This window comes from Alcanivorax nanhaiticus (assembly GCF_000756665.1).
GTDB classification, from domain to species: domain Bacteria; phylum Pseudomonadota; class Gammaproteobacteria; order Pseudomonadales; family Alcanivoracaceae; genus Alcanivorax; species Alcanivorax nanhaiticus.
The window spans coordinates 270,334-284,371 of the sequence record NZ_ARXV01000003.1 but is presented as its reverse complement, the minus strand read 5'-3'; the positions used below and the strand labels follow the sequence as shown (position 1 = coordinate 284,371).

At 56.3% G+C, this 14,038-nt stretch carries 15 protein-coding genes; 3 read left to right on the top strand and 12 right to left on the bottom strand.

The window, feature by feature from the left end:
* Positions 1 to 66: 66 nt before the first annotated feature.
* Entirely contained in the window at positions 67 to 1,290 is a 1,224-nt protein-coding gene (locus Y5S_RS05365) for a nucleoside recognition domain-containing protein (protein ID WP_035231043.1), read from the top strand.
* On the opposite strand, the gene Y5S_RS05360 is transcribed toward Y5S_RS05365, so the two are convergent.
* Positions 1,272 to 1,901: an alpha-ketoglutarate-dependent dioxygenase AlkB family protein gene (locus Y5S_RS05360; RefSeq protein ID WP_081939679.1), complete on the bottom strand. Its 630-nt coding sequence runs from the start codon at positions 1,899 to 1,901 to the stop codon at positions 1,272 to 1,274. The genes Y5S_RS05365 and Y5S_RS05360 overlap by 19 nt on opposite strands.
* A gap of 45 nt (positions 1,902 to 1,946) precedes the next feature.
* On the opposite strand from Y5S_RS05360, the gene corA reads away from it, so the two are divergent.
* Positions 1,947 to 2,909 carry a magnesium/cobalt transporter CorA gene (corA, locus tag Y5S_RS05355; protein ID WP_035231042.1) on the top strand — a complete coding sequence of 321 codons (963 nt, stop codon included), beginning with the start codon at positions 1,947 to 1,949 and terminating at the stop codon, positions 2,907 to 2,909.
* 96 nt (positions 2,910 to 3,005) lie between these two features.
* Here the strand turns inward: corA and Y5S_RS05350 are convergent, their stop codons facing one another.
* A complete protein-coding gene (locus Y5S_RS05350) occupies positions 3,006 to 3,842 on the bottom strand; it encodes an MBL fold metallo-hydrolase (RefSeq protein ID WP_035231041.1) in 837 nt (278 codons plus the stop codon).
* A 67-nt stretch (positions 3,843 to 3,909) separates the two neighbouring features.
* Positions 3,910 to 4,392, bottom strand: coding sequence for a hypothetical protein (locus Y5S_RS05345; RefSeq protein ID WP_035231040.1), 483 nt, complete (start codon positions 4,390 to 4,392; stop codon positions 3,910 to 3,912).
* Between the two features lie 73 nt (positions 4,393 to 4,465).
* Here Y5S_RS05345 and yaaA point away from each other — a divergent pair, with 73 nt between their 5' ends.
* The gene (gene yaaA, locus Y5S_RS05340; RefSeq protein WP_035231039.1) at positions 4,466 to 5,239 is read left to right on the top strand and encodes a peroxide stress protein YaaA; all 774 of its coding nucleotides are present in this window, start codon (positions 4,466 to 4,468) and stop codon (positions 5,237 to 5,239) included.
* 90 nt (positions 5,240 to 5,329) lie between these two features.
* Here the strand turns inward: yaaA and Y5S_RS05335 are convergent, their stop codons facing one another.
* The 9 genes from Y5S_RS05335 to ccoG form a co-directional block, all read right to left on the bottom strand.
* Positions 5,330 to 5,629, bottom strand: coding sequence for a sll1863 family stress response protein (locus tag Y5S_RS05335; RefSeq protein ID WP_035231038.1), 300 nt, complete (start codon positions 5,627 to 5,629; stop codon positions 5,330 to 5,332).
* A gap of 17 nt (positions 5,630 to 5,646) precedes the next feature.
* Complete coding sequence (locus tag Y5S_RS05330) at positions 5,647 to 6,564, bottom strand: universal stress protein (RefSeq protein ID WP_156107588.1); 918 nt, start codon at positions 6,562 to 6,564, stop codon at positions 5,647 to 5,649.
* Complete coding sequence (gene fnr, locus Y5S_RS05325) at positions 6,561 to 7,274, bottom strand: fumarate/nitrate reduction transcriptional regulator Fnr (RefSeq protein WP_035231037.1); 714 nt, start codon at positions 7,272 to 7,274, stop codon at positions 6,561 to 6,563. Before fnr ends, Y5S_RS05330 begins: the two co-directional genes overlap by 4 nt.
* A gap of 68 nt (positions 7,275 to 7,342) precedes the next feature.
* Positions 7,343 to 8,716 carry an oxygen-independent coproporphyrinogen III oxidase gene (gene hemN / locus Y5S_RS05320; RefSeq protein ID WP_052041414.1) on the bottom strand — a complete coding sequence of 458 codons (1,374 nt, stop codon included), beginning with the start codon at positions 8,714 to 8,716 and terminating at the stop codon, positions 7,343 to 7,345.
* Between the two features lie 65 nt (positions 8,717 to 8,781).
* The gene (locus Y5S_RS05315; protein WP_035231036.1) at positions 8,782 to 9,576 is read right to left on the bottom strand and encodes a sulfite exporter TauE/SafE family protein; all 795 of its coding nucleotides are present in this window, start codon (positions 9,574 to 9,576) and stop codon (positions 8,782 to 8,784) included.
* Positions 9,566 to 9,778 (bottom strand): cbb3-type cytochrome oxidase assembly protein CcoS, encoded by a 213-nt coding sequence (gene ccoS / locus Y5S_RS05310; RefSeq protein WP_035231035.1) that lies wholly within the window; start codon positions 9,776 to 9,778, stop codon positions 9,566 to 9,568. The genes Y5S_RS05315 and ccoS overlap by 11 nt, the downstream gene beginning before the upstream one ends.
* On the bottom strand, positions 9,757 to 12,132 hold the full coding sequence (locus tag Y5S_RS05305) for a heavy metal translocating P-type ATPase (protein ID WP_035231034.1): 2,376 nt from the start codon (positions 12,130 to 12,132) through the stop codon (positions 9,757 to 9,759). The genes ccoS and Y5S_RS05305 overlap by 22 nt, the downstream gene beginning before the upstream one ends.
* A complete protein-coding gene (locus tag Y5S_RS05300) occupies positions 12,129 to 12,647 on the bottom strand; it encodes a FixH family protein (protein WP_035231033.1) in 519 nt (172 codons plus the stop codon). The genes Y5S_RS05305 and Y5S_RS05300 overlap by 4 nt, the downstream gene beginning before the upstream one ends.
* Positions 12,616 to 14,025: a cytochrome c oxidase accessory protein CcoG gene (ccoG, locus tag Y5S_RS05295; protein WP_035231032.1), complete on the bottom strand. Its 1,410-nt coding sequence runs from the start codon at positions 14,023 to 14,025 to the stop codon at positions 12,616 to 12,618. Before ccoG ends, Y5S_RS05300 begins: the two co-directional genes overlap by 32 nt.
* Between the last annotated feature and the right edge of the window lie 13 nt (positions 14,026 to 14,038).

Genomic DNA, 14,038 nt, shown 5'->3' with positions numbered 1-14,038 from the left:
AACAGCAAACACCAATTATCTGATTTTCATACACTTATATGTAAACCCTAGCGCAAGGGGGAAGGTTTGCACAGACTCTTTAGCCTGTTTTTCCTCGCGGGCGTCGCTGGCGCCTGTATTCAGCTTCTGATGGGAGACATGGAGGCCCCGGGGCGATTAGTCAATGCCCTGTGGGCGGCGGCAGATCTGGCGGTGCAGGTCTCTCTGGGGTTGATCGGGGTGCTGGCCTTGTGGAGCGGACTTTTCCGGTTGGCTGAGGCCAGCAACCTGGCGGAGCGGCTGTCCGGCTGGCTGACACCTTTGTTGAGCAAATTAATGCCTGGACTTGTCCGCAACCCGAAGGCGACGGCCCCGGTGACCATGAATCTCGCTGCCAACATGCTGGGGTTGGATAATGCGGCAACCCCCTTGGGGTTAAAGGCCATGGAAGCGTTGCAGGCCAACAACCCGGCTCCCAGGGTCGCAACAGATAGCCAGATCATGTTTCTGGTGCTGAATACGTCCTCGGTTACCCTGGTGCCCGTCACGGTACTGTTGTTTCGCGCCCAGCAGGGCGCTGCTGATCCGGCTGCCGTGTATCTGCCGTTGCTGATGGCCACCACCGCCTCAACATTCGTGGGCATCTGGTTGACCAGCAAGGTGCAGAAGATCTCCCTGTTCCAGCCCCTGATCTTGTTGGTGGCAGGCCTCTGGTTGGCTCTGCTGGCAGGGTTGGGGCTGGTGGTCTGGTTGGCCCCGGCTGAGCTGGCCAACACGCTCTCCAGCCTGCTGGGCAATGGAATCCTGCTGCTGGTGCTGGCCGCTTTCTTTGTCGCAGCCTGGCGCACCCGGGTGGATAGCTATGATGTATTTGTCGAAGGCGCCAAGGAGGGCTTCACGACGGCGGTGCGGATCATTCCGTATCTGGTCGCCATGCTGGCAGCAATTGCCATGCTTCGGGCCGGCGGGGTGCTGGAACTGTTTCTGGCCGGTTTTCGTTGGCTTGCTACTGCCATGGGCATGGATACTCGGTTTGTGGAGGCGCTCCCGGTGGCGCTGATGAAGCCACTGAGTGGGTCCGGGGCGCGGGCGGCCATGATCGACGTGATGCAGACTCAAGGGGTCGATTCCCTTGCCGGGAGAATGGCCGCAGTGATGCAGGGGTCTACCGAGACCACCTTTTACGTGCTGGTCGTGTATTTCGGTAGTGTGGGGATTCGCGATTTCCGCTATGCCCTGTGGTGTGGGCTGGCCGCAGATGCTGCCGGGCTGCTCTGTGCGATCCTCATCAGCTACGCATTCTGGGGCTGAATAATCTGTCTGAAAGTCAGGTTGATCCGCCCTTTGTCTACCCTGGCACGGCGGGGCAGGGCATGCTCAAAATCCCGCTGCACTTGTGGGCTCATTAGCAGCAGAGAATTGTCCGGAAGAGCGATTTTGGCGCACTGCTTTCTGCTGCCCCTGCGTGGGCGAAAGACAAAGTCCCGAACTTCGCCAAGGCTGAGAGAGGCGATCCAGGGCTGAGGACCGAGTTCGGTCTCATCGTCACTGTGATAGCCGATGCTGTCGCTACCATCACGATAGAAATTGCCCAGCACGCTATTGAACGAATGGCCGGTGATGCTCTGCACATGCTCCAGCACGGGCAGCAACACTGGCGGCCAGCCACTGGCTGTTTCCGTCAAGCCAGAGTAGCGGTAGCTGACGCCCTCATCTCCTTCCCAGGTAGTCAGGCGCGGTGTCAGATGCTCTCGTCCATAGACCCTGACTACTGACTGACGCCAGGCAAGAGCTGAAATCAGGCTTTCATACAGCCCTTCATGCACCGCGCGGGGCAATGCCTGCCGCCATAGTGTCAGATGGGACTGGGCCGCTAATGTCACAATTTCAGGTTGGCAAGGCCGGTGAATGGCAGTCATCATCAGCAACTACTGGCTATGGATATCGAACGGATATAAGGACGCATCATGCTGCATCTTTTCAACATTGAAAACGGTGTGCTCAGAGAGAAGGATGCCTCGGCTGACGGCGCGGGCAGTCTCGAAGAAAAAGCGCTGCAGGCAAAGTGGCTGGATCTTGTTGAGCCTGAAGAACATGAGCGAGATCTTGTCCAATCCTTTTTCAAGGATGAACTCCCTACCGAGGACAAGGAAGAAATTGAGTCCTCGGCCCGTTATTTCAGCGATGAACAGGGGCTGCATGTCCACTCGTTGTTCATGTTGCAGTCCGAGGGGCGCTCCAGGACATCCACCGTTGCTTTTGTGGTACAGAATGACCGGTTGATTTCATTCCGGGATGACATCCGTATGGCCGACTTCCGCCTGATGCGGATGCGTATCCGGCGAGGCTGGGTAAAGGTTTCCCAGCCCATGGATATTCTTCTGAGTATCCTCGACCAGAAAGTGGAAAACCTGGCGGATGCCATTGAAGATGTGCACCGGGACCTGGAGCAGGTTGGCTACAGCGTTCTGGAAGAGGAAAACGGCGAGCTGGATCAGGATATCGAGCGTTTGGCGCGCCTGGAGGACACCAACGGAAAAATCCGTTTGTGTCTGATGGATACCCAGCGATCCATTTCCTTCATTCAGCGTTATGTCAGGGCTGATAAGGCCATGCGCCGTACCTGTGCGGAGATCCAGCACGATCTGGACACGCTGATGTCACACACCACATTCCTGTTCGACAAGATCAACTTCCTGATGGATGCAGCGCAGGGCTTTATCAATATCCAGCAGAACCAGATCATCAAGATATTCTCCATCGCCGCAGTGGTTTTTCTGCCGCCGACCATGATTGCCAGTATCTATGGTATGAATTTCAGGGTGATGCCCGAGCTGGGCTTTGAATTCGGGTATCCCATGGCCATCGGTCTGATGGTCCTCTCCGGCATCGCACCGTACTGGTATTTCAAGCGCAAGGGATGGCTGTGAAGAGCAATTAATAGTTAACAGTGAATAGTGAATAGTGAATAGTTAAGATCAAAGGCGAAACCCCGTGACTTCGGGGTTTTGGGTTTTCGTAACTCGTTACTCGCTTTTATGCCATCCAGCTTCGGATTCCCGGGCTTTGCCGTCCTCGGCCAGTTTGATCAGGTGGGCCAGCAGTGAAAACTCCGCAACACCGTGCAAGAACACAGGCACATCATCGTAGACTGATTTGACCAGCTGGTTCAGTGGAGAGGGGGAGTCGGTGAGATTTTCCAGCACCTTGTCTTCGCGCTTTTGACGATGGGCCAGGGTCTGGCTCAGGGCCGCCTCAGGATCCTCAATCACATCCCCGTGGCCCGGTGCCATCATGGTAATGCCGCGCCCCTGGAGCTTTCGCAGTGAAGCGAAGTAAGCCCCCATGGAGCCGGAGGGCGGGGCAATCACCACAGTGGAGCCCTGAATCAGATGATCACCGGTAAACAACAAGCCCTGTTCGGTCAGGAAGCAAAGATGGTTGCTGACATGGCCGGGGGTCTCAATGATCTCCAGATCGACTCCGCCGCAATCGATGACATCGCCATCACTGAGCAGGGTGTCCGCCTGCCAGCTCTCATCCTGAAGCCCGTCATCCGGTACAAATGGTCCGAGACAACGGGCGCCTGTGGCGGCAACGAGCGCCAACGCGCCGGGGGAATGATCACGGTGGGTATGGGTAACGATCACTTGAGTGATGGGTTTGCCCAGTTCTTCGGCGGCATGGAGCAATGCCTGAAGATGATCATGATCCGCAGGGCCGGGATCAATGACTGTGAGGCTGTCCTTGCCAAACAGATAGCTGTTGGTGCCAGGTCCGGTCATCATGCCCGGATTGCGGGCCAGCACTCGCCAGGCATGTGTGCCGATGGGGGTGGCCTGGCCTGGGATCAAGGACGCCATAACGACTCCAGGGTGTCAGGAAGGCGAATTGTGACCATTATCACGCCATCTTGCCAGCCCGTGGGGCTCAAGGGTCTGGATAAGCGAGTCTGGACACCACATCAACGTCCCATTTATCGGGGGGCGTTTCGCTGTCAGGATGTCGGGCGACCAGCGAAAAACGGTAGTCCCTGCCGGCGGGTATAAAGATAAGCAGCTGCTGTTCTTGTGTCTCAATAGGCTTGCAATTTTGTAGACCCTGTTCGCAGCTCAGCGCTTTGGTTCGCAGTGTCACGCCGGCCAGATCAAGTTCACTATCGTTAAAGAGACGGCCGCTGAAGCGCACGCCAGACTCGGAATCCGCGGTATCCGTTATTTCCAACCGGATTTGCTCAGGGGGGAGGGTGATCTGGTCATGCTTTCCGGGTTTCACTATTCCGTAAATCAGGAAGATAGCGGCAACGGTAGCCACGCTGGCGGTAATCAAAAACACCCGTTTGCCCCGTTGCCAGCTGGCAACCAGCAGGGCCACGACAGCGATAACCACCGTCAATACCAACAATAGGCGCATTTCACCTCCTCTTTTGAAGACCTGAACGGTATTGATTCATATAATCCCACAGCAACTTGTAAAGGAGAACATCATGCTGATCGTGGTATCCCCAGCCAAAACACTGGATTACGAGACCCCGTTACCGCCTCTGAAGACGACTCAACCGCGCCTTCTTGATGATAGCGAAATACTGATCGAACGGGCTCGCCAGCTGTCTCCGGCCGATGTAGGGAGCCTGATGAAAGTCAGCGACAAGATTGCTCACCTCAATGTGGAGCGTTTTGCCCAGTGGCAGCGCCCCTTCAACAAGAAAAATGCACGTCCTGCCGCGTTTGCTTTCAAGGGCGACGTCTACACCGGCCTGGAAATCGAAACGTTCACTGATAAGCAGCTTGAACGTGCCCAGAGTCATTTTCGTATGCTTTCTGGCTTATATGGTGTGCTGAGACCTCTGGATTTGATGCAGCCTTACCGCCTTGAAATGGGCACAAAGCTGGAAAATGCGCGAGGCAAGGATCTTTATGCCTTCTGGGGGCACACCATCACTGACCAGCTCAACACAGACATGAAAGCGCTGAAAACCGACGTCCTGGTCAATCTGGCATCCAATGAGTACTTCAAGTCAGTGAAGTCCAAGGACATCAACGGCCGTATCATCGAGCCGGTGTTTCAGGACGAGAAGAACGGAAAATACAAGGTAATCAGCTTCTACGCGAAGAAAGCGCGAGGGTTGATGGCGGCCTGGATTCTGAAGAAAGGCATCAAGGATCCTGCCAAGCTGGTGAACTTCGATGTGGCGGGCTATCGCTACTGTGAAAATGAATCTACGGCTGACAAGCCGGTGTTCAGAAGGGAAGAGCAGTAAGCAAGTTTCGAGTCACGAGTTTCGAGTTGCGAAATTCAAAACACGAATGGTTCCGGGTTTCGCAACTCGTTACTCGCGACTCGTCACTGCTTATTTGTCTTTGTCTTCAAACTCGCTGCGCGCGGCAAGCAGGCCGGTCTTCAGGCCATCCCAGGCCAGTTCAATGCCATCCTTGATGTCTTGCCAGGCATCTTCGGTCCGGGATTCCAGCACTTCCAGTTTGGCTTCAAGTTCCTTGCGTTCCTCTTTGAAGTCCGCCAGTTTTTCCTCTGCTTCTTCTCGCCATTCCTGACTGAGATCACTGATTCGTGCCGCCAGACGGTCGCGTTGATAGTCCCAATCTTCCAGCTTTTGGCGCAGGGATTCGATAAAGTCCTTTTTCTCAGACATCGGTTGCTTCTCCGCAATCAGGATTTCCAGGGAGTCTGGAAATCATCGGGTTTGACTACCAGCACATCGCAGCTGGCCTGGCTAATAACGGCCTCGGCGGTGGCCCCTAGCAACAGCCTTTCTGGCAAGTTGCGGTGCACGGTGCCGACAACCAGCAAGTCTAGTTCGTTATCCTTGCAGTAATGGGACAGCGTGCGGGCAACAGGGCCCTCCAACAGAATCAACTGCTCTGCCGATAGCCCTTGTCCACTGGCAAATTGTCGGAAAGCTGCTTTCTGGGATTCCTTGATGTCCTCGAGGCTGCCGCTGAATTCCGACAGGGTCTCACCCATGAGCAGAACCAGGCTGTCATCTACCGCATCCATCACATGGGTAGCGTGCAGTGTGCCGCCGAGAGCATCGCTCAGAGCCTGCGCTTCGTTGACTACCTTTACTGAAAGGGCGTCTGGGGTAGATTGCCCGGTATCAGGGTCAAGTGCTGCCAGGATGCCGGGGCGCTCGGGCCAGGGTTGCCCATGAATACACAGCACATCACAGGGGGCCTTGCGGATCAGTTGCCAGTCACGCGGGGTAAACAAATGACGCCTCAAACCAGTTTCCGCGCTGGTATGAACCACCACCACAGAAGGGGAATAGTTCAGAATAATCCCTTTCAGGGCGTCAATTTCCCGTTTCTCCCACAGCACATGAGCGCTACAAGTCATGCCATGTGCCAGTGAGGCGATACGTTGTTCCCAGGCATGACGAATCTGTGTAGTTGCAGCCTCCAGCCTTTGCTTGTCATAGCCTACAGCACGCACCATGGCAGACGAGTAACCGTTAACGGCTACCACGAGCGAAGTGTTACGGGCAGCAGCCAGCTGCTTGGCCTTCTCAAATGCAGGCTGGGGTGCTTTGAGCGTCGGGTCCAGCACCACCATCACGGGCTGTTTCACAGTGAATCCTCCAGCGCCGGGTCATGGCCACACAGCTTTCCGCGATCCAGAATTTCGACTTCCCGGCCTTCAGCCCGCAGCCAGCCGTTTTGCTGGAAGCGCGTGAAAATACGGCTGACCGTTTCAACGGCAAGGCCAAGGTAGTTGGCAATGTCGTAGCGTGACATGGGCAGGCGAAATACCCTGCTGCTCAGGCCGCGACGTTGATGACGGGCTGACAGGGAGAGCAGCAGGGACGCAACGCGATCATCTGCATTTTTCTTGCTCAACAGCATGTGCAATTCACGGTCGGCCCGAATTTCGTTGCTCATCAGACTGAAAAAGTGATGTTGCAAGGAGGGAATTTTCTGCGAGAGATTTTCGAGTTGGGCGAACGGGATCTCACACACCGTAGCGGTTTCCAGGGCCTTGGCGTTGGAAACATGGTGTGCAGTGCTGATGCCGTCCATGCCCAGCACTTCGCCAGGCAGATAGAAGCCGGTTACCTGCTCGTCGCCCTGATCACTGAGTACATAGGTTTTGATCGCGCCGGAGCGGACCGCATACACCGCTTCAAAATTATCCGAAGCACGAAACAGGTGCTCGCCACGTTTCAGGGGGCGGCCACGGTGAATGATGTTGTCCAGTTGGTCCAGCTGTGCGGGGGCAACCGCCAGGGGAAGACAAACCGGGCTGAGACTGCACTCATTGCATGAAACGTGCTGTGACACGGGAAACTCCCTAATAAAACGCTGCGTATAGGCTCTCATTAGTGTAGAGCAATTAAACCGGTGATTGCCTAGAGAATGCGGCTATATTTTACCGCTTCCTGCTGGGTAATGTACCGGTCGAACGGTTGCACCAGGGCACGGCTTACCAGTCGGCCCTGTTCGGTGATCTTCAAATGGTCTGCAGACAGGCTCACCAGCCCCTGATCCGCAAATAAATGCCAACGCTGTAACGCTTCGGCAAAGGTATCGGCAAAGCGGATTTCCCAGCGCTGTTCGAAAGCCGGAATATCAAGATTAAGATCGCAAAGCAGGCGCATGATCAGATCACGGCGCATTTGATCATCAGTGGTTAACAGATAGCCTTTCTCAATCGGGATTTCACCGTTTTCGATGCGACTCTGCCACTGCGTGATATTTTTCTCATTCTGCACGTACAGGTTGCCAATCTGGCTGATGGCGCTGACACCCATGGCCAGCAAATCGGCATCACCATGCAGGCTATAGCCCTGAAAATTGCGATGCAGAAGCCCATTATTTTGAGCTACCGCCATCTCGTCACTCTCCAGCGCAAAATGATCCATACCAATAAAGCGGTAACCCGCATCCTGGAGCATGGCGCCGGCACGGGCGTACATGCGTACCTTTTCCTCTGCGCTGGGCAATTCCGCACTGTTGATTTGTCTCTGCACCTTGAATCGGTCCGGGAGGTGCGCGTAGTTGTAGAGGGAGATTCGCTCTGGCTTCAGCGGAATGATCTTTTCCAGTGTTCGCCTCATTGAGGCCTCGGACTGTCTGGGTAGCCCGCTAATCAGATCCAGATTGATGGAACGAAAGCCAAAATCCCGCGCCCAGCGCATGGTGTCGCGAATCATTTCCCAGGATTGAATCCGGTTAACGGCAGTCTGCACATCAGTGTCCAGATCCTGAACGCCAAGGCTGACACGGTTAAAGCCCAACCCGCGCAGAAGACCCAGGCGGGATCGATCAACCGTTCGGGGGTCGATTTCGATGGCGTAGTCACCCCGGTCATCTTCGCGAAGGTTGAAATGACGAGCCATGTCGTAGACCAGCTCAGTCATTTGGGCATCACTGAGGTAAGTGGGGGTGCCGCCACCCCAGTGAATCTGGGTAACCTGGCGTCGCGGGTCAACCATGGCTGCTCGCATGCGTATCTCATGCTTCAGATGCTGCAAATACTCGCCAGCACGCGCCTTGTTGGCCGTGACAATGCGATTACAGCCACAGTAGTAACAAACCGTGCTGCAAAACGGGATGTGGAAGTACAGGGAAAGCGGGCGCCGTGCGGCGTTGCCTTCTTCAACCGCAGTGGCCAGATCCTGATGGCTTATTCCGCCATGAAAATTCGGCGCGGTGGGGTAGGAGGTATAGCGCGGGCCTGGACCACCGTATTGATGGATCAACGATTCATTCCATTCGACCACAGTGATTCCTCCTGACAAGACGGAGGAATTATGGGGCCGCCACCTTTCCGTTTTCTTGATATGGATCAATGATCATGGTGGTGGGCGTGATTTTGCTCCTCAGCAGGCGTCGACTCCATTGGGCTGCTGTGCCCGCCGTGCCCATTGTGATGGTGGACATGGCCCGTGCCGTTAGCCATTTGCCAGGCCATCAGCAGGAATGTGATTGCCAGAATCAGGGTAACCGCGACGGCGATCTTGCGGGCGACAGGGCCACGAAAACCTTGCAAGTGAGATGCGACTACGCCAGTTGTGGCAACCGGAACCACAGTGATTGCCCCAAACACCGCCATGATGACTCCGCCAGAGGCAGGGCCGCCGGAGGTCGCAGCCAGCGCCAGCGCGGTGTAAACCAGTCCACAGGGCAAAAAACCCCACAATATGCCAAGCAGCCAGGCTTTCAGGAACGAATCCAGCGGCATCAGCTTGCGGGTCAGCGGTTGCAGAGTGCGCCAGACTCCCTGACCGAATCGCTCCAGTTGTGCCAGCAGTCCACCTTTACCAGAAAGGTGCAAGGCCAGTAGCAACATCAGAATCCCGGACAACGCCAGGCCCACAGCCATCGAGGGGCCGGGCAACCAACCCAGCAAGCCCTGACCCAGGGTCCCGGCCAGTATGCCAAGCAGGGTATAGGTGGTGACACGTCCCAACCCCAGCACGGCTTGCCAGAGCCACAGGGTTTGCCCCTGACGGCGAGCCTCGGGTATCGCAAAGCTCAAGGCGCTACTGATGCCGCCGCACATACCGACACAATGAATGCTGCCGGTGGCGGCAATCAGGGCGCTGCTGGCGATTAATGCGAACCAGGAATCAGGGCTCATCGTTCTGGGACTTTTCCGTTACGGGCTTTTCTGAAGGTGACGATGGCGGCTTACGGCGTTGTTCGCGGTCATCAAAAACGACACGCCAGGACGCATTATCCAGATCCTCAAACTGATCCTTACGCAGCGCCCAGAACAGAAACGCGATGGCACCCCCCAGAAAAATCAGGGCCAGGGGGATCAGGAGGATGACAATTTCCATCGACTTATCCGTGCAGCATTAAAGGTAACCAGCAACGAGCTGGCAGACATTCCGATAGCGGCAGCCCAGGGGGGGATCCAGCCGGCCACCGCAAACGGCACCGCCAGCAGATTGTAAAGCAAAGCCCAGCTCAGGTTTTGACGTATCAGCCGCCGACATTGGCGGCCCAGGGCCGGTAGCGCCGGGATGGCATCCAGGTTGTCCTGTAATAAATATAACCCGGCGGCGCGCTGGGTGAGGCTGGTGGCATTGGCGGTGGCGACCGATACCGATGCGCTTAACATGGCATTGGCGTCGTTAATGCCGTCTCCCACGACCATCTGTGGAGCAGCCTGCTCCAGTTCGCTGATCCATTGCTGCTTTGCTTCCGGCGTCATTTCTGCGTGCCATTCCTCGATGCCGGTCTGGCTGGCCACTTTCCGTGCCGCTCCGGGGTTATCGCCAGTGGCCATGCGAGAGCGAATGCCTTGGTCAGCAAGGCAAGATACCGTGCTGGCAGATTCAGGTCGTACCGTGTCTTCCAGCCACAGGTGCAGCATGACTGCTTCATTGCAACTCAGTGCCAGACAGGTCATGCCGGCATGGCTTTTCTCAGGAGCGCCAGTCATGCTCCAGGTGAGATTATCCCGCGTGCCCCGCACGCCATTTCGGGATGCGACAACATCTGTGACTGCAGGATCACGAGGCATAGTCTGGAAGGGACGGGCCAGTGGGTGTGGGTTTTGCCACTCCAGAGCCGCAGCAATGCCGAGCAAGGTATCTTCATTAAGGCTGGCTGGCGTATTTACGGATTTACGGGTCTCCACAATGGTGAATTGCCCGGAAGTCAGTGTGCCGGTCTTGTCAAACAGCGCACCCTTGATGTTCGGCAACGCTAACAGCTGCCGTGGTGATGCGATCAGCACGCCATTCTTCAGTGCGGCCCCCAGAGTCGCAGACAGCGTGAGAGGAACCGCCAGGGCCAATGCACACGGACAGGTGACGACGAGCACAGCAAGGGTATGTTCAAAGGCCACCGCAGGGCCGGACGACCAATGCCAGGCCATCGTCGCACCTGCCAGAAGCAGAATGGCGAACGTGAACAAAGGAGCGACTTGTTGCCAGTCCCTTACCACCTCGACCCGTTCTTGCTGGGCCCGGTCCACTTGCTCGCCAATCTGTGCCATCAGGCTGGTGGCTACTGTGCTGCTGGCTTCCATCACCAGTCCGCCCTCGGCGATTCGGGTGCCAGCATGAACCCTCTCGCCTGGCCTGCGCTGGACAGGCACCGATTCACCGGTAAAGGCAGACTCATCCAGCGCGGCTTCGCCGTGAAGAATCTGGCCATCCGCAGGCACAGTATCACCTTGAATAAGCTGAAGGCGGTCGCCTTTGGCTACCTGGCGGGCACTAATCCAGACAGCATTATCGCTGTTATCAAGCCTGCGTACCGCCTGCGGAAGTGTCTCGCCAAGCTGGCGATAGCTCTCATGGATTGCCTGCCGTTGACGCTGTTCCAGCCAGCGGCTGATGAGGAGAAAGAAAACAAACATGGCAGCAGAATCGAAATAGACATGCTGCCCTCCGGTGGCCATGACAATAAGGCTGCCGGCCCAGGCCAGCGATAGGGCAAGGGCAATGGGGACATCCATGTTCAGGCGACCGTTCTTCAGCCCGAGCCAGGCTCCAGTGAAGAATGGCCAGCCTGCGTAGAACACGACAGGGGTTGCAACCACAAGGCTGGCGATGCGGAACACCCACTCATAAATGGCATCCTTGCCCTCAAAGGCGCCGATATAAAGTGCGGTGGCATACATCATCGCCTGCATCGCGCCGAGCCCCGCCAGCGCAAGCCGTCCAGTCAGTCGCCGCTGTTCCTGTTTCTGCTGCTGGCTCTGAGCTGGGTCGCCTGGAAGGGTAACGCTATAGCCAAGCCGCAGAACCCGATTAGCTACCGCTTCAGGCTTTGCAGGCCCCTTGAAATCTACCAACAGGGTCATGCCGGCCAGGTTGACAGATGCCGCCGTGACTCCGGGTTGATCACGCAACGCTTTTTCAATCAACCAGCTGCAAGCTGCACAGGTCAGCCCGCCCAGTTGCAGTTTGAGCCGCTCGCCACCGGTAATGGCAGTAATGTGTGGGGCAACCAGTTCTGGAACCTGGAACAAGGCACGGTTGAGAGCGGTACGGGTCTCATCCGGCACCGGCGCCTCGCTTTCGCGCACTGTATAGTAATCGTCGAGTCCAAGGCCGTAGATCGTTTCAATGGCTGCGGCACAGCCCGGACAGCAAGCATCGCGTGAGCCCTCTGGGGTACGAGCCTGGAACGCACCTGCAGGAGCCAGGTTGCCACAGTGCCAACAGGAAGCTGTCATGAAGCGGGAGCTTCCCCCAGCTGCAGGACGCCCTTGTCGGTCATCACGGTTTGGTAAAGTCGCCAGTGCCCGCCAGCAGACGTGACCGTCACATTGCGTCGGCCATCTTCAGGCAGCATGCCATCGCCTCGGTAGTGATTATCGTCCAGATTCACCAACTCAATGATGACATCCCGGTCAGCCAGCGTGGGGTGCCGCAGCGCGACGGTAATGCTGGCGGGCATGGGGATGGAGGCATTGGAAAGGAGTCGTGCCTGCACACTGGCACCCACCTGGGATAGCTCGAGGCCAATCCCCAGTCGCTCAGCCAGTTGTTCCTGTTCTGCCGATCGATTGATGGACTTGCCTTCCTTGTACCACTCATCGACCACCGGATCATCGGCATTGATGATGGCGATGTAGAGTGTGACCAGACCGGCAACTACTGCTGAGGCGGGCAGCAGAATCGCCAGCCACAGAAACGGATGGCGATACCAGGGCTTTTCAGCGTCCGGGTGCGATGAAACGTGACTCATGACGCTTCTCCATATCAGGGTCATCCAGGGAGCGGACCGTAAACCAGATGGTAGAGGAGGGGACTTCTACCACATAGGGATCATAGCTGACGGTCACTGGCAGATTGAGAGTCTGCCCACCTTGCAGTGTAAATTGCTTGCGGGTTTCCATGCTCAACCCTTCCGGGCCTTCAAGCAGCAATTCATAGCGCTCCGTATCCTGGCTTTTGTTGAGAATCACCAGACGGTAAATGTTCTCGATGGTGCCACTGCTGGTGGTGCGATAGAGCTGATTGCGATCACGCAGTACATCCACCTGCAAAGGGACACGTCCATACAGGCTTGCCATGAACAGGGTGCCCATCAACACTAATGCGATGCCATAACCAATCAAACGGGGGCGAATCACGCTGGAAGGCTTGTGTTCCAGTGCATTTTCTGTGGTATATCGAATCAGTCCGCGAGGTTTGTCGATGTGATCCATGACATCGTCACAGGCATCAATACAGGCTGCGCAAGTAATGCATTCATACTGAAGACCATCACGAATATCGATGCCGGTGGGGCAAACCTGCACACACAAACCGCAGTCAATGCAGTCACCGAGCGGGTTATCCGCGACAGTTTGTTTCTTCTTCGCGCCTTTGCCACGGGGCTCGCCGCGTTCCTCATCGTAGGAAACTATCAACGTGTTTCTGTCGAACATCACGCTTTGAAAACGGGCGTAGGGGCACATGTAGAGGCAAACCTGCTCCCGCATGAATCCCGCATTGCCATAGGTGGCAACGGTGAAAAAACCCACCCAGAACAGCTCCCAGCCGCCCCAGCCAAACGTAAGGATACGTGCAGAAAGATCCGTGATGGGGGAGAAGTAACCAACGAAGGTCAAGCCTGTCAGGAAGGCAAGAAGCAGCCACAACACATGCTTGCTGCCTCGGCGAAGAATCTTGCTGGCAGTCCACGGTGCCTGATCCATTTTCAGGCGGCTGTGCCGGTCGCCCTCCAGCCAATGTTCGATCCACTGAAAGAAACGGGTCCATGTGGTTTGCGGACATACATATCCGCAGTAAACGCGACCCGCCAGCACGGTAAAGAAAAATAACGCAAAGGCGGCAATGATCAATGACCAGGACAGGAACAGAAAATCCTGAGGCCAAAAGGTCATACCAAAGATACGGAATTGCCGCCCCGGCAAATCAAACAGTACCGCTTGTTGTCCATCCCAGCGAAGCCACGGGAGGATTAGATACAGTCCCATGGTGCTCAGAATGGTGATGTTGCGGATGGTCTGAAAGCGCCCGGAGATGGATTTCACCTGAATCCGTTCGCGCTTGCTGTAAAGGCTGACGGCACCGTCGGGGCTGGCGTCTTTGACCTCGATACGACGAGGATCTGACATGGCTGACCTCCAT